The organism is Methylobacterium sp. SyP6R (assembly GCF_019216885.1).
Taxonomy (GTDB): domain Bacteria; phylum Pseudomonadota; class Alphaproteobacteria; order Rhizobiales; family Beijerinckiaceae; genus Methylobacterium.
On sequence record NZ_JAAQRC020000001.1, the window covers coordinates 2262616 to 2284632 of the forward strand.

The 22017-nt window shown below is 70.1% G+C and carries 23 protein-coding genes; 11 read left to right on the forward strand and 12 right to left on the reverse strand.

What is annotated here, in order from left to right:
* Positions 1-114: 114 nt before the first annotated feature.
* On the reverse strand, positions 115-858 hold the full coding sequence (locus HBB12_RS34270; protein ID WP_272913263.1) for a calcium-binding protein: 744 nt from the start codon (positions 856-858) through the stop codon (positions 115-117).
* A 151-nt stretch (positions 859-1009) separates the two neighbouring features.
* A complete protein-coding gene (locus HBB12_RS10475; RefSeq protein WP_236989287.1) occupies positions 1010-1588 on the reverse strand; it encodes a CDP-alcohol phosphatidyltransferase family protein in 579 nt (192 codons plus the stop codon).
* A 124-nt stretch (positions 1589-1712) separates the two neighbouring features.
* On the opposite strand from HBB12_RS10475, the gene purM reads away from it, so the two are divergent.
* The 3 genes from purM to HBB12_RS10490 all read left to right on the forward strand — a co-directional run bounded on the left by purM (position 1713) and on the right by HBB12_RS10490 (position 3931).
* Entirely contained in the window at positions 1713-2789 is a 1077-nt protein-coding gene (gene purM, locus HBB12_RS10480) for a phosphoribosylformylglycinamidine cyclo-ligase (protein WP_236989288.1), read from the forward strand.
* Entirely contained in the window at positions 2786-3445 is a 660-nt protein-coding gene (purN, locus tag HBB12_RS10485; RefSeq protein WP_236989289.1) for a phosphoribosylglycinamide formyltransferase, read from the forward strand. The genes purM and purN overlap by 4 nt, the downstream gene beginning before the upstream one ends.
* A gap of 129 nt (positions 3446-3574) precedes the next feature.
* Positions 3575-3931 carry a VanZ family protein gene (locus HBB12_RS10490; protein WP_236989290.1) on the forward strand — a complete coding sequence of 119 codons (357 nt, stop codon included), beginning with the start codon at positions 3575-3577 and terminating at the stop codon, positions 3929-3931.
* A gap of 3 nt (positions 3932-3934) precedes the next feature.
* On the opposite strand, the gene HBB12_RS10495 is transcribed toward HBB12_RS10490, so the two are convergent.
* Both HBB12_RS10495 and HBB12_RS10500 read right to left on the reverse strand, forming a co-directional pair.
* Positions 3935-4090, reverse strand: coding sequence for a hypothetical protein (locus HBB12_RS10495; RefSeq protein WP_236989291.1), 156 nt, complete (start codon positions 4088-4090; stop codon positions 3935-3937).
* A gap of 323 nt (positions 4091-4413) precedes the next feature.
* A complete protein-coding gene (locus tag HBB12_RS10500; RefSeq protein ID WP_236989292.1) occupies positions 4414-4794 on the reverse strand; it encodes a hypothetical protein in 381 nt (126 codons plus the stop codon).
* A gap of 187 nt (positions 4795-4981) precedes the next feature.
* On the opposite strand from HBB12_RS10500, the gene HBB12_RS10505 reads away from it, so the two are divergent.
* The 5 genes from HBB12_RS10505 to HBB12_RS10525 all read left to right on the forward strand — a co-directional run bounded on the left by HBB12_RS10505 (position 4982) and on the right by HBB12_RS10525 (position 10787).
* On the forward strand, positions 4982-5716 hold the full coding sequence (locus HBB12_RS10505; RefSeq protein ID WP_236989293.1) for a hypothetical protein: 735 nt from the start codon (positions 4982-4984) through the stop codon (positions 5714-5716).
* Between the two features lie 41 nt (positions 5717-5757).
* On the forward strand, positions 5758-7191 hold the full coding sequence (gene pyk / locus HBB12_RS10510) for a pyruvate kinase (RefSeq protein WP_236989294.1): 1434 nt from the start codon (positions 5758-5760) through the stop codon (positions 7189-7191).
* A gap of 397 nt (positions 7192-7588) precedes the next feature.
* The gene (locus HBB12_RS10515; protein ID WP_236989295.1) at positions 7589-8002 is read left to right on the forward strand and encodes a DUF4864 domain-containing protein; all 414 of its coding nucleotides are present in this window, start codon (positions 7589-7591) and stop codon (positions 8000-8002) included.
* A 63-nt stretch (positions 8003-8065) separates the two neighbouring features.
* The gene (thrC, locus tag HBB12_RS10520; protein WP_236989296.1) at positions 8066-9478 is read left to right on the forward strand and encodes a threonine synthase; all 1413 of its coding nucleotides are present in this window, start codon (positions 8066-8068) and stop codon (positions 9476-9478) included.
* A 13-nt stretch (positions 9479-9491) separates the two neighbouring features.
* A complete protein-coding gene (locus HBB12_RS10525) occupies positions 9492-10787 on the forward strand; it encodes a M16 family metallopeptidase (RefSeq protein ID WP_236989297.1) in 1296 nt (431 codons plus the stop codon).
* Positions 10788-11102: 315 nt separating this feature from the next.
* On the opposite strand, the gene htpG is transcribed toward HBB12_RS10525, so the two are convergent.
* A complete protein-coding gene (gene htpG / locus HBB12_RS10530; protein WP_236989298.1) occupies positions 11103-12935 on the reverse strand; it encodes a molecular chaperone HtpG in 1833 nt (610 codons plus the stop codon).
* 63 nt (positions 12936-12998) lie between these two features.
* On the reverse strand, positions 12999-13568 hold the full coding sequence (locus HBB12_RS10535) for a TetR/AcrR family transcriptional regulator (RefSeq protein ID WP_236989299.1): 570 nt from the start codon (positions 13566-13568) through the stop codon (positions 12999-13001).
* Positions 13569-13663: 95 nt separating this feature from the next.
* Between HBB12_RS10535 and HBB12_RS10540 the strand changes: the two genes are divergently transcribed.
* Positions 13664-14272, forward strand: coding sequence for a sugar O-acetyltransferase (locus tag HBB12_RS10540; protein ID WP_236989300.1), 609 nt, complete (start codon positions 13664-13666; stop codon positions 14270-14272).
* Positions 14273-14413: 141 nt separating this feature from the next.
* Here the strand turns inward: HBB12_RS10540 and HBB12_RS10545 are convergent, their stop codons facing one another.
* From HBB12_RS10545 to HBB12_RS10570, 6 genes are all read right to left on the reverse strand, one after another.
* On the reverse strand, positions 14414-14869 hold the full coding sequence (locus tag HBB12_RS10545; protein ID WP_236989301.1) for a MaoC family dehydratase: 456 nt from the start codon (positions 14867-14869) through the stop codon (positions 14414-14416).
* 17 nt (positions 14870-14886) lie between these two features.
* On the reverse strand, positions 14887-16272 hold the full coding sequence (locus HBB12_RS10550) for an MATE family efflux transporter (protein ID WP_236989302.1): 1386 nt from the start codon (positions 16270-16272) through the stop codon (positions 14887-14889).
* Positions 16273-16376: 104 nt separating this feature from the next.
* Positions 16377-16835, reverse strand: a complete 459-nt coding sequence (locus HBB12_RS10555; RefSeq protein WP_236989303.1) for a PIN domain-containing protein — start codon at positions 16833-16835, stop codon at positions 16377-16379.
* Complete coding sequence (locus HBB12_RS10560; protein ID WP_236989304.1) at positions 16832-17104, reverse strand: hypothetical protein; 273 nt, start codon at positions 17102-17104, stop codon at positions 16832-16834. Before HBB12_RS10560 ends, HBB12_RS10555 begins: the two co-directional genes overlap by 4 nt.
* Positions 17105-17253: 149 nt before the next feature.
* Positions 17254-18168: an alginate O-acetyltransferase AlgX-related protein gene (locus tag HBB12_RS10565; protein WP_236989305.1), complete on the reverse strand. Its 915-nt coding sequence runs from the start codon at positions 18166-18168 to the stop codon at positions 17254-17256.
* Positions 18169-18312: 144 nt separating this feature from the next.
* Positions 18313-19389, reverse strand: a complete 1077-nt coding sequence (locus HBB12_RS10570) for an extracellular solute-binding protein (protein ID WP_236989307.1) — start codon at positions 19387-19389, stop codon at positions 18313-18315.
* A 367-nt stretch (positions 19390-19756) separates the two neighbouring features.
* Here HBB12_RS10570 and HBB12_RS10575 point away from each other — a divergent pair, with 367 nt between their 5' ends.
* Both HBB12_RS10575 and HBB12_RS10580 read left to right on the forward strand, forming a co-directional pair.
* The gene (locus HBB12_RS10575) at positions 19757-20470 is read left to right on the forward strand and encodes a response regulator (RefSeq protein WP_236989308.1); all 714 of its coding nucleotides are present in this window, start codon (positions 19757-19759) and stop codon (positions 20468-20470) included.
* Between the two features lie 360 nt (positions 20471-20830).
* The gene (locus tag HBB12_RS10580) at positions 20831-21994 is read left to right on the forward strand and encodes a PAS domain-containing protein (RefSeq protein ID WP_236989309.1); all 1164 of its coding nucleotides are present in this window, start codon (positions 20831-20833) and stop codon (positions 21992-21994) included.
* The last annotated feature ends 23 nt before the right edge of the window (positions 21995-22017 follow it).

Consider the following 22017-nt stretch of genomic DNA (forward strand, 5'->3'; position numbering starts at 1 on the left):
CCTGAAACAAGACAGAAAAGGCCTTCCGTCCGATCCATTCAAGGGGAGCGGCGGTTCAAGCGGCATATCTCGAGGCGGCTGTCGCGTCAGATAGCGTGACAGCCGCCATCTATGCTACCCGTATATGTTGTAAGGAGTCGTGCCGAAATCGTCGGCGCTGATCAACGCTGAAGAAACTCCAGACAAAAGTATACTGGTCGTCCCAGCGGTCACGAGAGTGCCGTTGCCAGAGGCAGCGAAGCTGTAACTGAGGTCAGCGGGAAACAGGATTTTGTCTACGCCATCCTCGAAGTCGTAAATGATGTCAGCGCCATGGCCGGTGTCGAACACAAATTTGTCAGCACCAGCCCCACCGTAAAGTGCGTCGTTGCCGCGACCCCCGACTATCTCGTCCGCCCCATTGTCACCGCAGAGTGTGTCATTACCGATGTATCCCTCCAGAAAATCGTCGCCATCCAGCCCTTTAATAATATCATTTTGTCGACTTCCCTTTATATACTGCGTGCCAGCCATGCCTCTTATGTCATTTATACCTCTTAGCTCAGTTCCATTTAGATTTAGGTAATTATCAGTTACAATGTAAGCTGCAAGTTGACTTTTATTGTCAATTAACTCGACGCTTTCCATAGAGGCTATCTCAAGCCAAATGTAATTATAGTACCACGGAACTTGTTCGATCGAAATTTTGTCGTACCCCGAACCGCCGTCGTAGTGATCGGGTCCTTGCCCCCCTTTCACCAGAAACGTATCATTACCACCTTTGCCGATCAGAACGTCATTCCCTAACGCTCCATCGATCACATCATCATACTCTGTTCCATAAAGAACATTGTTGTTATAATCTCCGGTGATGTTCATCGTGTTATTATTTCGCCTCGCCGCGAATCGCGCGCAGCCCATTCTACGATTTTTATTCAATATTACTCAAGGTAAATAAAATTTTCTCGGTGCGCCGAAAAATACCTTTCCAAAAACAGGCCAGAAACAAATCGGCGCAGGAGCGTCCAGCTCACCGACCCGTCGCCGCTCCCCCTCGCCACGCTGCAAGCCCCTGCGCCACCGCGGACGCGACCGACAGCCCGGCGAGCACCGGCATCACAACCGCCTCAGCCCCCACCGCCGCGATCCCGAGCGCCCGGCTGCCGAGGAGCCAGGCCAGGAAGGCGATCTGGCCGGCGGTGTTGAACTTGCCGATCGCGAGCGGCGGGGTCTCCAGCGGGCGGCCGGCGCGGCGGGCGAGGGCGGCGCCGACGACGATCAGGGCGTCGCGGGCGACCAGCACGGCCGGGAACCAGGGCGGCACGAGGCCGGCCAGCGTCAGGCTCACCAGCACGGCGAGCATCAGGGCCTTGTCGGCGAGCGGATCGAGGATCGCGCCGAGCCGGCTCGCCAGGCCGTAGCGGCGGGCGAGGACACCGTCGATGCCGTCGGAGAGCCCTGCCACGGCAAACAGCAGGAAGGCGGTGCCCCAGGCCTCGCGGGCGATGCCCCAGACGACGAACGGCACCAGGGCGAGGCGCGCGGCGGTGATCAGGTTCGGCAGCGATCGGAGCAGCATCGTCGACAACGGCAGGTGCGGCAAGGACATGGCTCCCCGAGGACATGGCTCCCCGGCTGCCCTGCCTCGCGGTCGCGGGCAAGACTCGCGATCCCTCACAAGAGCGGCTAAGAGCGGTCGCAGCATGGGACGGATCGAGGCGAAGGGTCGAGGGATGACGACGGGCGAGCGCCAGAACGGGATGACCTACGCGGAGGCCGGCGTCGACATCGATGCCGGCAACGCCCTGGTCGAGGCGATCAAGCCCCTGGTGCGGGCGACCCGCCGGCCGGGAGCGGACGCGGAGATCGGCGGCTTCGGCGGCCTGTTCGACCTGAAGGCGGCGGGCTTCAAGGACGCGATCCTGGTCGCGGCCAATGACGGCGTCGGCACCAAGGTCAAGATCGCGATCGAGACCGGGCGCCACGCCACGATCGGCATCGACCTCGTGGCGATGTGCGTCAACGACATCATCGTCCAGGGCGCCGAGCCCCTGTTCTTCCTCGACTACTACGCCACCGGCAAACTGGTGCCGGGGGTGGGCGCCGACATCGTCAAGGGCATCGCCGAGGGCTGCCGCCAGGCCGGGTGCGCGCTGATCGGCGGCGAGACCGCCGAGATGCCGGGGCTCTATGACGGGTCCGACTACGACCTCGCCGGCTTCTCGGTCGGCGCCGCCGAGCGCGGGGCGCTCTTGCCGGTCGCCGGCATCGCGCCCGGCGACGTGGTGCTCGGCCTGCCCTCCTCGGGCGTGCACTCGAACGGGTTCTCGCTGGTGCGCCGGATCGTGGCGGCCTCAGGTCTCGGCTACGACGCGCCTGCGCCCTTCGCGGAAGGCGTCAGCCTCGGCGAGGCGCTGCTGGAGCCGACCCGGATCTACGTCAAGCCGCTGCTGGCGGCCCTGAAGGCGACCGGCCACGGCGCCATCAAGGCGCTCGCCCACATCACCGGCGGCGGCTTCCCCGACAACCTGCCCCGCGTCCTGCCCGACGGCGTCGGCATCGCCATCGACCTCGACGCGGTGACGGTGCCGCCGGTCTTCGGCTGGATCGCCCGCCAGGGCAACGTCGCCGAGGCCGAGATGCTGCGCACCTTCAATTGCGGCATCGGCATGGTGGTGGTGGTCGATCCGGCTCAGGTCCAGGCGGTGGAGCAGGCGCTCCGGGCGGCCGGCGAGGCGCCGGTGCGGCTGGGGCAGATCACCCCGCGGGGCGAGGCGCCGGTGACCTTCACGGGGCGGCTCGCCCTATGAGCACGCGCACCCGGATCGCGATCCTCATCTCGGGCCGCGGCTCCAACATGGTGTCGCTGATCGAGGCCGCGCAGGCACCGGACTACCCGGCCGAGATCGGGCTCGTCGCCTCGAACCGGCCGGACGCACCCGGTCTTACCCGCGCGGCGCAGGCCGGGCTCGCCACCGCGGCGGTCGATCACCGCGCCTTTTCCGACCGGGCCGCCTTCGAGCGGGCGCTCGATGCGGAGCTACGCCGGCACGGCGTCGAGCTTCTGGTGCTCGCCGGCTTCATGCGGGTGCTGACGCCCTGGTTCGTCGAATCGTGGGCCGGGCGGATGCTCAACATCCACCCCTCCCTGCTGCCCCTGTTCCGCGGCACCCACACCCATGCCCAGGCGCTGGAGGCCGGCGTGCGGGTGCATGGCTGCACGGTGCATTTCGTGGTGCCCGAACTCGATGCCGGCCCGATCGTCGCCCAGGCCGTCGTGCCGGTGCTGCCGGAGGACGACGAAGATTCCTTGAGCGCCCGGGTCCTGGTGCAGGAGCACCGGATCTACCCCGCGGCGCTCGCCCTGGTGGCGAGCGGCCGGGCCCGGCTCGAGGGCGGCCGGGTGGTGTTCGCGGCGGGCAGCGGGGCCGCCGAGGGCGCGCTGGTGGTACCGGGCCTCGCCTGATCGCGGTCACGGTGACGCAGCCGGCTCGAAGGGAATCGTAAACCTTTCGGGCCAGGATTGCGGAGCGCGCCGTGTTCTGGCACCGCACCCTCCGCGTCCTTGTCGATGCCCGCACGGGTCTCCCCTCGCATGTCCAGAGCGTCGCGCATTCTCGGCTGGCTGATCCTGGCCGCCATCACGGCGGCGACCGTGGTGCCGATCGGCTACCGGCCGGTGAGCGCCCTGCCGGTCTCGATCGAGCGGGCCGGCGCCTTCGCGGTGCTCGCCTTCCTGTTCGCCCTCGGCTATCCGCGCCACCGCTGGCGGGTGCTGGTGCTGGTCGTGGCGGCGGCGGGCGCCCTGGAGGCGTTCCAGCTGCTCGAGGCGACCCGGCACGGTCGCGTCGCGGATTTTCTGGTCAAGGTGTTCGGCTGCGGCTGCGGCACGGCGGCGTCGCTCGCCGCCGACCTCGTCTGGCCCCGTCTGCGCACCAGCGGCGAGGCATGACCCTCAGTTGATGCTGTAGGCGCGCTCGATGACGACGCCGCAGCTTTCGGCCAGGCTGAAGGCCATCTCGCGCGTCAGCCCGAAGATCAGCGGCGTCTCGCCGCGATAGAGCGTGTAGCGGCCGTCGGGCCGCACCGTGATGCGCACCACTTCGTGCATGGCTGCCTCCTCCGATGGCCGGCCCGTTCTGGTGCGGGCCGACTCGGGGCAGGACTTTAGGCCGATTCGGAGCGGCCGCGAAGGGCCCATCCGACCGCGGATGGCGCACGATCGGCCTCAGCAGATTTCGCCGAAGCGGTGGCCGGTTCGGCGCCAAAAATCTGGGACGAAACAAGAACCTAAGCGGACTTGCGTTGGCAAGCCAACGCAGGTCCGCTCAGCCTCCGCCGGTGCGGGCGGCGCGACGTGGCGGGTCATGACGCCGAGAGGGATCGGCCTGTGTGCCCGAATCGATCGACGCGACCGCTCGAACGGGCTCCGGATCAGGCGGCGGAGACGCGATCGGGCCGCCAGGCCCGGCGGGGAAGCGGCGCGGGCGCGCCGACCCGTTGCAGCGCGATCTCGGCGGCGCGGCGCGACTGCTTCAGGACGACGAGGGCCGACCAGCGCATCGCCACCTCGTGCCGGGCGACGAGCCGGCCGGCGGCGTCGTAGCGGCGCCAGCCGCAGCGGTCCTGCCCGGCTTCGTCGGTCTCGTCGTAGGTCTCGTAGCGGGCGACCAGGGCTCCGGTGGCGTCGAACTCGTCGTGGTACCAGCGCACGCCGTCCAGCGGGGCGCCGCGGCTGCGCGAGCCCCGGATCACCAGACGATGCTCGACGGGGGTGCGGAAGATCGTCTCGAAGACGGGCGGCTGGAACAGCATGGCCGTCGATCATCCCCCTCTGTATCGTCACCGAACAGTTTCCGAGGGACAGGGTGCGTTGCAGCATAACCGGCGTCAAGGGCGTCGCGCTGCGGCAAGCGATGCGATTTGAGCGCCGACGGGTGCTCCTTTGGTCCAAGATGCCCTAGCTTCCGCGGCGATGTCGCGACGAGCGAGGGTTTCGCGGATGCGGGGTGGGGCGCGGTGGGGTGTCGGGTCGCTCGTGCTGGCCTGGCTCGCGGGATCGGGGGCGGCGCTCGCCGCCGACGGGGATTGCACCGATTACGGCGCGCTCGGCGCCGGCGCGGGACCGCGCCTCGGCACGATCAAGGAGGCCGAGGCCCGGGTGCCGTTCGTCAAGGGCACCACCGGGCGCAGAGGCTGTCCCGGCCCCGATCCGGCCTGCCGCGAGAAGGCCTTCCTGGTGCCGGGCAACACCGTGATCCTCGGCGCCACCCTGCCGGGCTTCGTCTGCGCCAGCTATGTCGGAAAGACCGGCGCGACCCGTTCCGGCTGGGTGGCCGACGACGCGGTCGCTCCGGCGCCCGTCTCCCCCGCCCCGTCCCTGAAGGACTGGACCGGCACCTGGACCGCACCGGAACAGACCGTGGTGATCCGGCCGGGCAAGACCCCCGGCACCCTCGCGATCAAGGGCGACGCCACCTACGGCGCCCTCGATCCCGACCGCGTGCGCCGCGGCGCGGTGAATATCGGAGAGGTCGAGGGCGAGACGGCGCCGAAGGGCGCGGACCTCGCCTTCACCATGGGGGACAAGGGCACGCTGCCCTTCTCGGCCGGCGATTCCGGCGATTGCCGCCTGCGATTGAGGCTGCTGCCTCCTTACCTGCTCGCCGAGGACAACAATGCCTGCGGCGGGATGAACGTGACCTTCAACAACCTCTACCGCCGCACCAAGCCCTGACCATCGGGCCCTGATCCGAACGAGAGCAAGGAGCGATTGCCATGCGCCGCCACCGCCACGCCAAGATCGTCGCCACCGTCGGCCCGGCCAGCAACACGCCGGAGCGGCTCAAGGCCCTGTTCCTCGCCGGGGTCGACACCTTCCGGCTCAACTTCTCGCACGGCACCCACGACGACCACGCCAAGGTCCATGCCGCCATCCGCGCCCTGGAGCAGGAGACCGGCCGGCCGATCGGCATCCTCCAGGATCTCCAGGGGCCGAAGATCCGCATCGGCACCCTGCGCGGCGGCCGGGCGGATCTCGCCACCGGCGACCGGATCCGCTTCGTGCGCGAGGGCCGGGAGGGCGGCCCGGATGCGATCCCCCTGCCCCACCCCGAGATCTTCGCCGCGGTGGCGCCGGGGCAGGAGCTGCTCATCGACGACGGCCGGGTCCGGGTGCGGGTGGTCGGCGTCGACGACGCGGCGATCGACGCCGACGTGGTGACGGGGGGGCCGATCTCCGACCGCAAGGGCGTCAACCTGCCCGGCACGGTGCTGGCCCTGTCGCCGCTCACCGAGAAGGACCGGCGCGACCTCGCCTTCGGGCTCGATCTCGGGGTGGACTGGGTCGCGCTCTCCTTCGTCCAGACCCCCTCCGACGTGATGGAGGCCCGCGGTCTGATCGCCGGCCGGGCCGGGCTGATCGCCAAGATCGAAAAACCCTCGGCGCTCGACCACATCGAGGACATCATCCGCATCGCCGATGGCGTGATGGTGGCCCGCGGCGATCTCGGCGTGGAATTGCCGCCCGAGGACGTGCCGGGGCGCCAGAAGGAACTGGTGCGGGCCTGCCGCCGGGCGGTGAAGCCGGTGATCGTGGCGACCCAGATGCTCGAATCGATGGTGTCGGCGCCCTCCCCCACCCGGGCCGAGGCCTCCGACGTGGCAACGGCGGTCTATGACGGCGCCGACGCGGTGATGCTCTCGGCCGAATCGGCGGCGGGGAAATACCCGATCGAGGCGGTCTCGATCATGGACCGGATCATCCGCCGCACCGAGCAGCACCGGCTCTACCGCTCGCTCGTCGCGGCGAGCGAGCCGGAGGTCGAGGACAGCCCGCCCCACGCGGTGGCGGCCGCCGCGGCGGCGCTCGCCGACGCGATCGAGGCGGCGGCGATCGTCGCCTTCACGTCGAGCGGCACCACCGCCGCCCGCATCGCCCGCAAGCGCCCCAACGTGCCGATCCTCGCGGCGACGTCCGACACGGCGGTGTCGCGCCGCCTCAGCCTGTACTGGGGCGCCCATTCGGTGCTCGGGCCCGAGATCGAGTCCTACGAGGCGATGGTCGACCGCGCCGCCGAGGTCGCCGCCCAGGAAGGTTTCGCGCAGGCCCCGGACCTGGTGGTGGCGGTCGCCGGCATCCCGTTCGGCCGGGCCGGGACGACCAACAACCTGCGGGTGGTGGAGCTGGGGCGGAAGGCGAGCGGGGTGTAGGCGCGCGTCGTCGCTCGACAGAGTTTACAACAGTCAGCGACACTGGCGCGAAACCCTCGAGATCGTCTCCTCCATCCACGACCTCATCCTGAGGTGCTGGCGATCGGAGATCGCATTCGACCGTAGGGAGCCTCGAAGGAGAGCTCCAGAGATCGCGGAGATTTCTGGAGCCCTCCTTCGAGGTCAGTCGATCTTCGATCGACTAACACCTCAGGATGAGGTGAGCGTGTAGGAGATTCGGCCTCTACGGGAACCGAGACGCTGATGATCAGGCACCGGCCCCTTCCCTCCGCGACCATCCGCCATTCCCAAAAGGCTCGGACGAGGACAAGTTGTGTGCACGGCATCGGCCTGCTACGCTGCGTTATCCCGATCAGCCCCCCAGGAGGGCCCGGCCATGCGCACCCTCGTCGCCCTGATGACCCTGCTCGCCGTCGGCCAGGGCGCCCTCGCCGCAGGCAGCGACCGGGAGGCGGCCCGGGCGGTGATCCTGCGCCAGCAGGAGGCCTTCCGGCACGACGACGCGGCCGGCGCCTATGCCGAGGCGGCGCCCGCCATCCGGTCGATCTTCAGCAACCCCGAGACCTTCATCGGCATGGTCCGACAGGGTTACGCGGCGGTGTACCGCAACCGCCGCTTCGAGTTCGGCACCGACGAGGCCCTGCCCGAAGGGAGCCTGGCGCAGGGCGTGCGGATCCAGGACCAGGACGGCACCGACTGGGAGGCGCTCTACACCCTGGAGCGCGACGGGGACGGGGCATGGCGGATCACCGGCTGCCGCCTGCGCAAGGCGCCCGGCAGCAGCGCCTGACCTGAGGGCTGACGCGCCCCGCGGTTTCGTGTACGGCCTGCGCCAGCCTCAGGACCGATCACCGTGCTTCATGTCTCGACCCGCGGCAGCGCCGCTCCGCTGACCTTCACCGACGCGCTGCTGGCGGGGCTTGCCCGCGACGGCGGCCTGTACATCCCGCAAGCCTGGCCGCAGATCTCCCGTGAGACCATCGCGGGTCTCGCCGGGCGGCCCTATGCGGAAGCGGCGAAGACCGTACTGTCGCCGCTGGTCGACGGCGAGATCGAGGCCGGCGATTTCGGCCGGATGATCGACGAATCCTACGCCACCTTCCGGCATCCGGCGGTCTGCCCGCTGACCCAGCTCGGCGACAACCTCTTCCTGCTCGAACTGCATCACGGCCCGACCCTCGCCTTCAAGGACGTGGCGATGCAGCTGCTCGGCCGGCTGATGGACCACGCGCTGAAGGCCAAGGGCAGCCGCGCCACCATCGTGGGCGCCACCTCGGGCGATACCGGCAGCGCCGCCGTCGAGGCGTTCCGCGGGCTCGACAACGTCGACGTGTTCATCCTCTACCCCCATGGCCGGGTGTCCGAGGTCCAGCGCCGGCAGATGACCACGGTCGATGCGGGCAACATCCACGCGCTCGCGGTCGAGGGCACCTTCGACGATTGCCAGGCGATCGTGAAGGCGCTGTTCCAGCATCCGCGCTTCGCCGAGGACGTGCGGCTCTCGGGCGTCAACTCGATCAACTGGGCCCGGGTCGCCGCGCAGGCGGTCTACTACTTCACCAGCGCGGTGGCGTTGGGCAGCCCGCACCGCCCGGTGTCGTTCTCGGTGCCGACGGGCAATTTCGGCGACATCCTGGCCGGCTGGGCCGCCAAGCGCATGGGCCTGCCGGTCGGCCGGCTGATGATCGCCACCAACGCCAACGACATCCTGGCCCGCACCCTGGCGACCGGGGCTTACGAGGTCCGGGGCGTGGCGCCCACCACCTCGCCGTCGATGGACATCCAGGTCTCGTCGAACTTCGAGCGCCTGCTGTTCGAGTGCCTCGACCGCGATGCCGGCGCCGTCAACCGGCTGATGGCCGGCCTGAAGCAATCGGGCGCCTTCACGCTCGACGAGCGGACGCTGGCGCGCATCCGCGCCGAGTTCGACGCGGCTTCGGTGCCCGAGGACGAGGTCGTCGCCGAGATCCGCGACATCTACCGGGGCACCGGCCAGATCGTCGATCCGCACAGCGCCATCGGCGTGCGCGCCGCCCGCAAGCTGCTCGCCGACGATCCCGCGACTCCCGTGGTGGCGCTCGCCACTGCGCATGCCGCGAAGTTCCCGGATGCGGTCGAGGCCGCGACCGGCGTGCGCCCGGCCCTGCCGCCGCACCTCGCCGACCTGCTGGAGCGGCGCGAGCGCTTCACGGTGCTGCCGAACGACGAGGCGGCGGTGGAGCGGGCGATCCGCGAGCGCGCCCGCATCCTGAAGAGTGCCGCATGAACGGGACCGCCGCATGAACCAGCATTTCGCGACGCTCGGCGCCTCGCCGGAGCTCAAGATCACCCGCCTGCCCAACGGCCTCACCGTCGTCACCGAGGCGATGCCGGGTCTCGCCACCGCGACCCTCGGGGTCTGGGTCGGAGCGGGCTCGCGCAACGAGCGGCCGGAGGAGCACGGGCTCAGCCACCTGATCGAGCACATGGCGTTCAAGGGCACGGCGACGCGCTCGGCCCGCCGGATCGCCGAGGACATCGAGAATGTCGGCGGCGAGATCAACGCCGCCACCAGCGTCGAGCAGACCAGCTACACCGCCCGGGTGCTCGGCGAGGATGCCGAGGTCGCCCTCGACGTGCTCGGCGACATCCTGACCCGCTCGGTCTTCGAGGCCGGGGAACTGGCCCGCGAGAAGGGCGTGATCCTCCAGGAATACGCCGCCGTCGAGGACACCCCGGACGACGTGGTCTACGACGCCTTCACGGAGGCCGCCTTCCCCGACCAGCCGATCGGCCGGCCGATCCTCGGGCGCCCGGAGACGATCAAGAGCTTCGATCGTGCGGCGATCGAGGCCTATCTCGCCCGCGAATACACGCCGGGCCGGATGGTGCTGGCCGCCGCCGGCGCCGTGGAGCACGACGCCATCGTGGCGGCGGCGCACAAGCATTTCGGCGCCATGCCGGCCGGCGACACGCCGGAGGCGGTGCCGGGCCGGTATCGCGGCGGCGAGCGGCGGATGCCGCGCAAGCTCGAACAGGCCAACCTGGTGCTCGGCCTGCCCGGCCTGTCCTTCCGGGACGAGTCCTATTACGCCACGCATCTCTTCGCGCAGGTGCTCGGCGGCGGGCTGACCTCGCGGCTCTGGCACGAGGTGCGCGAGACCCGGGGGCTGGCCTACGAGATCCACGCCTTCCACTGGCCGTTCAGCGATTGCGGCCTGTTCGGCATCGGCGCCGGCACCGCCGGCAGCGACCTGCCGGGCCTCGTCGAAGTGACGCTCGGCTGCCTGCGCGAGGCGGCGGAGACCGTGGACACGGCCGAACTCGCCCGGGCCAAGGCCCAGCTCAAGGTGGCGTTGCTCTCGGCGCTGGAGACGCCGGGCGGGCGCATCGAGCGCACGGCGCGCCAGCTCCTCGCCTGGGGTCGGGTGATCCCGGCCGCCGAGGTGATCGCCAAGGTCGATGCCGTCACCCCCGACGACGTACGGGCGGCAGGCCGCGCGCTGATCGCCGGCGCGCCGACCCTCGCGGCGATCGGGCCGATCAAGAAGCTGCAGAGCCTGGAGACGGTCGGGGCGATGGTGCGGGGGGCGTGACCGGCTCCGCGGCGGCGTCGGTTCTCCGCCGATAGGCCCCTTTCCCGCGGGGCTGTCCGGGCTTGAAGACGCGCCACGCCCAACTCTCCCCCCTCTGCGGGGGAGGGTGGACCCTGCGTCAGCAGGGGCCGGGAGAGGGGCAGCGCGACGCTCATCCAGAGGGCGACCTTCAGATCGGGTCCGCCTCATCTGGAAGCGTGGTTCCCCTCTCCCGCCCAGCTCCGCCGGGCACCCTCCCCCGCAGAGGGGGGAGGGTTCTGGCGCGGAGGCTATCGCTCCCGCACCTCAACACTGATCAGGCGGCCAAGCCGCCCCTCACCCCTGCGCCAAAGCCGACGCCACCCGGCGGGCGAAGGCGACGGGGTCGCGCGGCGGGTCGCCGCCCTGGACATGGGCGAGATCGACCAGCGTCTGGGCCGCCTCCCCGACATCCTCGCCAGACGCCGCACGCTCGGCGATGCGGCGGATCAGCGGATGGCGCGGGTTCAGCTCCAGCACCGGCTGGCCGCCACCCATGCCGCGGCCGGCGCGGCGCAGCAGGCGCTGCATCTGCAGGTCGGGCCCGAAGGCCGGAGCCGAGAGCAGCACCGCGCTGTCGACGAGGCGCTGGCTCGCCTTCACGTCCGAGACGTCGTCCTTCAGCGCCTCCTTCAGCTTCGGCAGCAGGTCGGCGAGATCGGCCGGGGTGTCGCCCTCGGCGACCTCCGGCTCGAAGGCCGAGAGGTCGTCGCCGCCCTGCGTGATGCTGCGGATCGGCTTGCCCTCGTAGGCGTCCATCCGCTCCGGCCAGAACGCATCGACATGGTCGGAGAGCAGCAGCACTTCGAGGCCGCGGGCCGTAAAACCCTCGATCTGGGCCGAGCGCTTCAGCGCCTCCACGTCGTCGCCGACCAGGATGTAGATCGCCTCCTGGTTCGGCTTCATCCGCGCGACGTAGTCGGCGAGCGAGGTCCAGCCCTCCTGGGTCGAGGAGTGGAAGCGCAGGAGGTTGGCGATGTCCTGACGGTGCTCGGCATCCTCCCACAGCCCCTCCTTCAGCACCGGCCCGAAGGCCTGCCAGAAGGTGGCGTAGGACTCAGCGTCCTTGGCGCGCGTCTTCAGCTCCGAGAGGACCTTGGCGGTCACCGCGCGGCGGATGCGGGCGAGAACGGGGGTCGCCTGGAGCATCTCGCGCGAGACGTTGAGCGGCAGGTCCTCGGTATCGACGACACCCTGGACGAAGCGCAGCCAGGACGGGAGCAGCCCGGCCTCGTCGGTGATGAACATCCGGCGCACATGCAGGCGCACCTTGCTCTCGCGCTGCTCCTCGATCGCCATGAAGGGCTTCATGCCGGGCACGAACAGGAGCGCGGTGAATTCGAGCTGGCCTTCCGCCCGCCAGTGCAGGGTCGCCCAGGGCTTGTCGAAGGCGTGCGCGACCTGGCGGTAGAACTCGGTGTAATCCTCCTCGCTGACCTCGGACTTGGGCTTGCGCCACAGCGCCGTGCCCTTGGTCGAGGGCACCTCCTCGCCGTCGCGCACCAGGGTCACCGGCACGGTGATGTGGTCGGCCCACTTGCGCAGGATGGTCTCGAGGCGGATCGGCTCGAGATATTCCTCGGCATCGGCCTTCATGTGCAGCACGATGTCGGTGCCGGGCTCCGAGCGGGTCGCGGGCGCGAGCGTGTATTCGCCCTGCCCCTCCGAGGCCCAGGTCCAGGCCTCGTCCGAGCCGGCCTTGCGCGAGGTGACCTCGACCCGGTCGGCGACCATGAAGGCGGAGTAGAAGCCGACGCCGAACTGGCCGATCAGGCTCGGGCGCTCCTCGGGCTTGGCATCGGCCAGCGACTGGCTGAAGGCCCGGGTGCCGGAGCGCGCGATGGTGCCGAGATTCTGCGCCAGCTCGTCCTTCCCCATGCCGATGCCGGGATCCGACAGGGTCAAGGTCCGGGCGGCCTTGTCGGGGGTGATCCGGACCTTGGCGTCGGCCGGCAGCGCCAGGGCGGGCTCGGTCAGCGCCCCGAACCGGCGCCGGTCGACCGCATCGGCGGCGTTGGCGACGAGTTCGCGGAGAAAGATCTCGCGCTCGGAGTAGAGGGCGTGGACCACGAGGTCCAGAAGGCGCCCGACCTCGGCGCCGAACGAATGCCGCTCCACAGTTTCGCTCACGTGGTGGTTCTCCGATTGGGAACAAATCGTCGCGGGCGGATATGCGGGGCGGGTTCCGGCTTTTCAAGTTCCGGCCTGTCGAGGAAGCGGGAGCGCCGTTCCGGTCAGGCGGGCGACGATACCCCGGACCTCGTCCCGGTCCGCCGGCGCCCGATCGACCGAGCGGTGGATCGACAGGCCCTCAATCATCGCGTCGAGGGCCCGCGCCGTCTCGGGCGAGAAGTGCTGCTCCAGGGCCGCCCGGCTCTTGCCCATCCATTCCTGCATCACGCTGCGCAGGGCGGGCACCCGGGCGGCATAGGCGTAGAGCTCGTAGCTCAGGAGCAGGTTGCGGGGCGTCGCCCAATCATCGTCGACGACGAGGTCCACCACCGCCTCGCAGGCCTCGGCGCGGGTCACCGCCGCGGCCAGCCGCTCGGTGAACCGGGCCGACACCGTGTCGGCGAGCAGGGTGAAGGCCTCGGTCAGGAGGTCGTCGAGGCCCGCGAAATGGTAGGTCATCGAGCCGAGCGGCACGTCGGCGGCGGCGGCGATCCGCCGGTGGGTCGTGCCGGCGACACCGTGCTCGGCGATCGTGTCGAGGGCCGCCCGGAGGATGCGGGTGCGGCGGTCCGGATCGTAGCGGCGGGTCACGGCGGGCAGGCTCGTCTGGGGGGCGGGTTGGCTTTCGGCCAGGGTGTGTACATATGTACGTATCGCGATCGAAGGCCAGCCGACAGCGAGGAACCATGACGGGCCAGAAGCAAAAAATGCTCGCCGGCGAGCTCTACATCGCCGACGATCCGGAGCTGATCGCCGACAACCGGCGCATCTCGGCGTGGATGGACCGCTACAACGCCGGCAACAGCTTGAGCCAGCCGGAGCGGCAGGCGCTGATGGCGGAGGCCTTCGCGCAGGTGGGTGAGGGCTGCAACATCCGGCCGCCGTTCTGGTGCGATTACGGCTACAACATCAGCCTCGGCCGCGGCGTCTTCCTCAACTTCAACTGCTGCATCCTCGACGTGGTGCAGGTGACGATCGGCGACATGACGCAGATCGGGCCGGGCGTGCAGATCCTCACCGCCGACCACCCGCGCGATCCGGCCGAGCGGCGGCAGATGCTGGAATTCGGCCGGCCGGTCGTGATCGGGGCCAATGTCTGGATCGGCGGCGGGGCGATGATCCTGCCGGGGGTGACGATCGGCGACGATGCGATCATCGGGGCGGGCAGCGTGGTGACCCGGGACGTGCCGGCGGGGGGTGTGGCGGTGGGGAATCCGGCGCGGGTGCGTGGGGCACAGGAGGAAAGGCCTGCTCGGCCATTCGACGGGTTATCCCACCCTCTCACCTCGTCCTGAGGTGCCGCGGAGCGGCCTCGAAGGACGGCTCCGGAAGTCTCTGCGATCCCTGGAGCCCTCCTTCGAGGTCAGTCGATCTTCGATCGACTGACGCCTCAGGATGAGGTCGAGGATAGGATGCTGCGTCAGTCGCGCAACCCATCACCCCTCCGGCCGCCGCACCACCAGCAGGTTGGCCACCAGCACCTGCACCGGCTCGCCATGCTGGTTCAGCGTGGTGGTGCGCACCTTCGCGAGGCCCTGGCTCGGCCGGGAGCGGGAGGGACGCAGCTCGATCACCTCGCTCGTGAGCCGGATCGTGTCGCCGGGTCGCAGGGGCTTGGGCCAGCGCAGCTCGTCCATGCCCGCCCCGATGATCCCGCCGGCCAGCCGCAACTCGCTGCCGACGAGAAGCTGCATGGTGAGCGCGGCGGTGTGCCAGCCGCTCGCCGCGAGGCCGCCGAAGAAGGTCGATGCGGCCTGCCCGGCATCGAGGTGGAAGGGCTGCGGGTCGAACTCGGTCGCGAAGCGGACGATGTCGGCCTCGGTCACCGTCGCCGCGCCCGAGCCGTAGACCTGGCCCGGCGCCAGATCCTCGAGATACAGGTCCCGCGTCATCGCCGATTCCCCATCGCCTATTCCCCTCCCGCTGCCACGAGGGCCGGCACCGCCGCCCGCTCCCCGCGAAACCACACCCCGGCGGCGACCGCGCCGGCATTGACGAGCCCGAGCGCGGCAAGACCGAGGCCGAGCGCCAGGAAGACCCCGTCGAGACCGAGGCCGAGCCGGAGCGCCAGGACACCGCCGCCGATCGAGACCGCCATGCGGGCGATCCCCGCCACCAGCGGCCATCCGACCCGGCCGGCCCCTTGCGAGGCGAAGTAGAGGGCGAGCCCGATTCCGGCGAATCCGTAGAACGGGCCGACGAGGTGGAGATAGCGGCTGCCGACGGTGAGCATCTGCGGATCGTGGCCGAAAATCCTGAGGAACGGCAGCGGCCAGAGGGCGGCGGCAAGCCCGATCGCCTCCGTCAGCCCGCCCGCGATCGCCGCGCCGGTCCAGGCCACCCGCAGGGCACGGGCCCGGTCGCCGGCGCCGATGCAGGTGCCGACCATCGCGCCGATCGGCGCGCCGAGGCCGAAGACGAGGGGCACCAGCAGGTATTCGAGCCGCGCTCCCGTGCCGTAGCCCGCCACCGCCGCCGGGCCGGCCTCCCCGGCGAAGGCGGTGGCGACGGCGATGGTGATGTTGGTGGTGGCGCTGACGATCGACGAGACGGCCCCGATCCGCAGGATGTCGCGCAACGGTGCCCAGGCGAGGCGAGGCGGGCGGGAGCCGGGCCGCAACAGGCCGCGTCCGGCCCAGAGATGATGGGCGAACACCGCCGTGCCGGCGGCGTAGTAGGCCAGCACCGCGACGCCGCCGCCGACGATGCCGAGACCGGGAATCGGCCCGAATCCGTAGATCAGGGCCGGCGAGAGCGGTACCAGCACGGCGGCGCCGACGCTGATGACGAGCGCCGGCAGCGTCATGTTGCCGGTGCCGCGGATCACGGCGGCGAGCGCGTTGAACAGCCAGACCAGCGCCGCACCGCAGAACACCACGCCGCCATAGGTCGTGGCCGCCTGGAGCGAGGCGCCCTCGCCCCCCATCGCCCGGTAGAGCGCCGGCCCGAAGGCGAGTTCGAGCCCGGTGGTGAGCAGGCCGAGGATGAGGCCGATGGCGGCGGCGTACCACGGCAGCCGGTCGGCCTCCGCGCGCCGGCCGGCCCCGAGGCTGCGGGCCACCGCCGACAGGATGCCGCCGCCCATGGCGCCGGCCGAGATCATCTGCACCAGCATCAGCACGGGAAAGACCAGCGCCATGCCGGCGAGGGCATCGGTGCCGAGCCCTGCGACGAAGGCGGTTTCGATCAGCCCGACCAGGGCCTGGACCAGCATGACGACGACGTTCGGCACGGCGAGGCGCAGGAGCGTCGGGCCGATCGGGGCATGGAGCAGGCGGTGGGTGCGCGCATCCATCGGGCAGCGCTCCTCGCGAGTCAGAGTGGCCGGCGGGTCCGGCACGGGGCTATTAGTGGCATATGCCAGTTTTTCGTCAAGGCGGAGTGCGGAGCCGGGACGAGTCAGCGAACACGCAGATGGGAGAAATTGACGGCCTGCCGGCCGGCGCTCACGCTCGCCACATAGAGATCGAGGTCGTCGGTCAGCAGGACCGACGTTTCGTACTGCACCTCGAGAAGAGCCGCGTCGGTCAGCCCGAGGAGGCGAAACTCAGGTCGACGCGCGGCCGCACCACTCGCGACTGTCGTCTCGATGCAATCGAAAACAAAATTCTGCAAGACTGCACAGATGCGGCTGCGACCCGGCTCGGCGAATTGACGGACGAGGTTGGAGGTCTCGGCGAGGACGTGTGGAATGGTCACGACAGACGGTGTTCCAGCCAGGGTATCTTGCAGCAACAAGAAATCCTCAACCGTGTAGGTTTGCGTCCGCTTATGTCGCAGGATGTAATCCTGCGACGCCAAACCGACGATCAGCAGCACCATGAGGTTGGTATCGAGAATGGTGAGCGCAGCCTTCAATGGGCAGGCTCGCGAATCTCCGAAGAGAGCACATCCCCGGTCCGATCATCGATCGTCACGACCTTGTAGGTTCGACCCAGAACGCGATCCCGCACCGAGGCACCGGACCCGACCCATGGCTCGTCCCACGGACGCGAGAAGCCGATCGTGATGCGCCAGGCATCGTCCGTCTTCCTGACTTCTTCCAAGCCGACGTGGCGCAGATCCTCGTCGGCATGGACGTCTGCGATCCAGCGCTTCGCGGTTGCGATGGCTTCTCTTGCGTCCATGGTCCTTCCCGTCTCAGCATCTCCGATCGAATGACGCGGCGCACTCGAATGCGGCTCATGTCCAGGCAGCATCCATATTGGTGCGCCATGCAGGGCGCGTACAGGCGGCGAAGGCAGGCCCAGTCAAGTTTCTTCGGTTCGCCGTGGCCCTACGACGCCACCCCCAACGCCGCCAGCCGCTCCGCCTCGTAGGACGCGAGGTCGAAATCGTCCTCCGGCACCCGCGGCAGGAAACGCTCGACCTGTTCGCACAGCACGATGTCGGGCAGGATGCGCTCGACATAGCCCCAGTCGATGTTCGACGACCAGATGAAGTGGACCTCGCGGAAGGTCTCGGCCAGCATCGCGGTCAATCCGTTGGGGGCGAAGTTGGCGCAGGAATCGCCGAACAGCACCAGGATGCGCGGATCGGCGTCGGGGGAACGGTTGCGGTAGACCGCATGGGCGCCGCTATGCAGCTCGCCGAGGCGGCCGGCGGCCGTGTAGGCGTCGATCAGGCGGCCGCCCCCGACCCGCTCGGCATCGCGGAAGAGCTGGTAGTTGCGCACGGTCTCGAGGGGCGGCGCGTCGAGCTTGTTGCCGATGTCGAGCACGGCCTCGAATTCGTGGAACGGCCGGTCCAGGAAATCGGTGCGCGGGCTCGCCCCGCAGGCCCGGCAGACCAGCCGGTAGGCGAGCAGGCAGCCGTGGATGTTCCAGTGCGTGTCGGTGCGGTAATGCAGGTCGCGCTCGTTGCGCCGCGCGCGCATCGGCCCGAGGAGGTCGATCCAGGCCCGGCGCCCCGGCCAGGACCAGCGCATCAGGGTGCCGAGGCGGCGGGACGGCGCGAGGCGCGGGTCGAGGGTCAGGCCGTCGAAGCGGTCCTCGTAGACGCTGAGCTTCTCGGGCACCACGAGGTGCAGGTAGCGGGCGCCGAAGCTCTGGCCGCGCCGGATGCGCCGCAGGATCTGCCGGCGCCACTGGCGCAGGACCCGGTCCATCGGGCGGATCCGCCGGTACTGGTCCGCGACCTCGTTGGTGCCCCCGGTGAGGAAGAGCCAGCCGTCCTTGCCCGCGTGATACATCCGGTCCCCTGCCCGCAATCCGGCCGCGTCTCGGGCGGGAGGGGTCCCGCGCGGGCGATCGGCTGCCCGGGGGGTCTGCTACCGCAGGATGGAAAAAGAAAGGTGGCCGGAACGGACGGCCGGGCCGGATTGCCGGGATTCGCGTCAGCGCTCGCGGACCTTGGCGCCGTAGCGGCGGCGCCACTCGGCCAGGATGCGGGGCCGGTTGCGGGCCATCCAGTCGAGGTCGTTGCGGATCATCCGCGCCTCGGCATGGGGCGGGTAGTGCGGGCCCGGACTGGAGACGCCCGGATAGGCCACGATGGCGAAGCTGCGGGCATAGAGCGCGTTGGCCTCCCGGCTCGCCGCCCAGTCCGCCACCCGCCGGGCGAGCGCGAGGTGGGGCCGTCCGGCGACGACCGCGAAGGCTTCCGCCTCCCAGCCGGTGCCGTCGACCGGGACCACGATGTCGATGGGCGCGCCCGCCGCCTTCTCGGCGGCGGCCCGCATGTCGAAGGAGAGGCCCAGGGCGACGGCGCCGGAGGCGGCCTCCCGGCACGGGGCCGAGCCGCTCGACAGGTAGGCGGCGACGTTCCGGTCGAGCGCATCCATGTAGGCCCAGCCCGCATCCTCCCCGAGGGTCTGCAGCCAGCCCGCGACGAGGAGATAGCCGGTGCCGGAGGCCGCCGGGTTCGGCATGACGATCCGCCCCTCGAAGGCGGGGCCGAGGAGGTCGCGCCAGAAGCTCGGGCGGGTGATCCGGTGCCGGGCCGCGACCTCGACGTTGAAGCAGATCACCCCCAGATAGGCGTCCATCCCGGTCCAGCTGTAGGGCGGGGTCGGATCGCGGAAGAACGGCCGCAACGCCTCGACGCCGGCGGGGCGGTAGGGATCGAGGAGGTGGGCCGCCTCGAATTGCAGCAGGCTGGTGGCGGCGATCCCGATGAGGAGGTCGGCCTGCGGCGCGTCCCGCTCGGCGAGCATGCGGTCGGTGACGATGCCGGTCGACGCCCGCAGCCAGGCGATCTCGACCTCCGGCACCGCCGCCTCGATCGCCCGCCGGATCGGGTCGAGCTGCTCGATCTCGAGGGCCGTGTAGGCGACGAGCCGGGTGCGCTCCGCCCCGGCGGCGGGTGCGAGGCAGGCGGCGACCCCCGAGACGGCGAGGGCGAGCGAGGCCCGGAGCCGCCGGACGGCCGCGCCGCATCCCCTCCTCCCGCCCGCCGATGCCGCCCCCCGCATCCCGTCCCCTCCGCTTCGCCAAAGCCGCTTCGCCAGGACCGCTTGGCCACGACCACTTGGCCACGACCGCTTCGCCACGACCGCTTCGCCACCGGCCGCGATCGCCCGCCTCGATGCAGGCTCCGTCCGGAATAGGGATTCCCGGCGACGATGCCGTGACGCGCCGCACGACGCCTCCGGCGGCCCTCGCGCACGGGGAGCCGGCGGCGTGTTGCGGCGCGGATTCTCCATGCAACTCTTACGGCGACTGCGAACCGTGCGATAGGTCGTTGATATTGCCAGTTATTCCGTGCCGGGAGGGTACCCAGCCGCCCCCGACTTGCTCTAGGATGATTGCCGCACGGATCGTTTCCAGAGACGCCACGGTATGACCCACCCGACTCCGCCAGTCGCCCTGATCGCGGATGACGACGACTTCTTCCGCCTCGCCGTGGTGGCGATCCTGACCCGCAGCTTCGGCTTTTCCGAGGTCGTCGAGACCGGTTCCCTCGACGCCGCCCTCGACCAGCTCTCGACCCGCCGGGGCGCCGTGACCCTGGCGCTGTTCGACCTGGCGATGCCCGGCATGGAGGGCCCCGGCAGCCTGAGCGCGGTGCGCGAGTGCTTCCCGGCGGTGAAGGTGGCGGTGGTCTCGGCCTCCACCGAGCGCAACAAGATCCTCACCGCCCTCGAGGTCGGGGTCCACGGCTACATCCCCAAGGGGATCGGCTCGTCCGAGCTGACCCGGGCGGTGGGCATGGTCCTCGAGGGCCAGATCTTCGTGCCGGCCTCCCTGGCGGTGCTCGACGGGGCGGGCCCGCGCCCGGCGCTCGAGGCACGGGGCCCCGCCTTCGACGGACGACCGGACGGACGGTTCGAGGGACGGCAGGACGGGCGCCAGCTCCGCATTCCCGACCTGACGCCGCGCCAGCGCGACGTGCTCGCCCTCCTGGTCGAAGGCCGGTCGAACAAAGAGATCGCCCGGCGGCTCCAGCTCGGCGAAGGCACCGTCAAGGTCCACATGGCGGCGCTGCTACGCAGCCTCGGGGTGCAGAACCGGGCCGCGGCGGCGGTGGTCGGCGCACGTCTGCTGGCGGATTGATCCCGGCCGGCCCGCACGCCATGCCGATCCGGAAAAGACCTGCGGGCCGGAGCTTTGCAACACTATATCATCGGCGGTGCTGCGATTTGGGCGCATTGACCTTTCGTCGAATGCTCGCTCTTGACCTCCCGAATCGGCGCTGCCCCGGCCTCGACCTCCCCCAATAGCGCCGGCGCTCTTCGCCGATACTGCCCTTGGGTTAGCTTCTTAGAATGGTTTTGATCTTGACACTGGAGCGTGCTTTTGTATGCCTTCACCATGTGTTGGGGAGGCGACGACAACTGATCGCTTCGCCGGCAGGTTGTGCGAACGCGGCGTGATGGCGTGCACCCGCGCGACGGAACGCGACGGGAACGAGTGATGGATCGGGAAGCGATTGGAACGGAGACCATCAGCGCGACCCTGGACGCTCTGCTCAACCTGCCGCCCTTGAAGAAGTCGCCCCAGCTCTCCGCCTTCCTGGCCTATGTCGTGCGCGAGAGCCTGGCGGGACGCGGCAGCCTGCTCAAGTCCTACACCATCGCGACCGATGCCCTCGGCCGCTCGAGCAGCTTCGATCCGGCGACGGATGCGATCGTGCGGGTCGAGGCCCGGCGCCTGCGCCAGGTGTTGCAGCAGATCTATGCCGATGCCGCCTGCCCGCTCGAGGTGCGCATCGACCTGCCGCTGGGCCGCTACGAGCCGAGCTTCCGGCAGGTCGCCCCGGCCCAGGGATCGCCCGTGCCGGCCAGTCGGCAGGAGGCGGAGGACGGCAGGCAGGAGAGCGAGCAGCGCTACCGCGCCCTGGTGGAGGCGAGCGCGGCGGTGGAGTGGCGCTCGGGCCCGGACGGCAGCCTGATGCAGACCTTCGGCCTGAGCGCGCGCACCGGCCTGAGCGATGCCGAGCTGCAGGGTTTCGGCTGGCTCGACGCCCTGCACCCGGACGACCGCGCCGCGGTCGGGGCCCTGTGGCGGGCCTGCTGCCAGAGCGGCACGCCGCTGGACGCGACCTACCGGGTGCGCCACCGCAGCGGCCAGTACCGCTGGATGCTCGGCCGGGCGGTGCCGCTCGAGAGCGCCGAGGGCACGATTCGCGAATGGGTCGGCACCATGGCCGATATCGACGAGCAGGTCCGCGCCGCCGAGGCCCTGCGCACGAGCGAAGAGCGCTTGCGCCTCGCCATCGCGGCGGCCGGACTGATGACCTGGGACGTCGACGTGGCGACCCGGGAGGTCACCTGCTCGGAATTCGGCGCGAGCCTGATGGGCGCGACGAAGGGCCCGCTCGACGAGTTGTTCCTGGCGATGGTGCTGCCGGAGGATCTGCCGACCGTCCTCGCCAGCCTCGAACCCGCCCTGCGGGGCGAGGGCACCTACGACGCGCAGTACCGCATCGCCCACGAGGACGGCGTGCGCTGGATCTCGGCCCGCGGCAGCCTGATGACGTCCTCCGACGGCCGCACCCGGCTGATCGGGGTCGCCTGCGACATCTCCGGCCGCTACGCCGATGCACACCTCGCCGAGGAGCGGCGGCTGTCGGCCTGACCGCCGCCGCCAGTTCCTCGCTC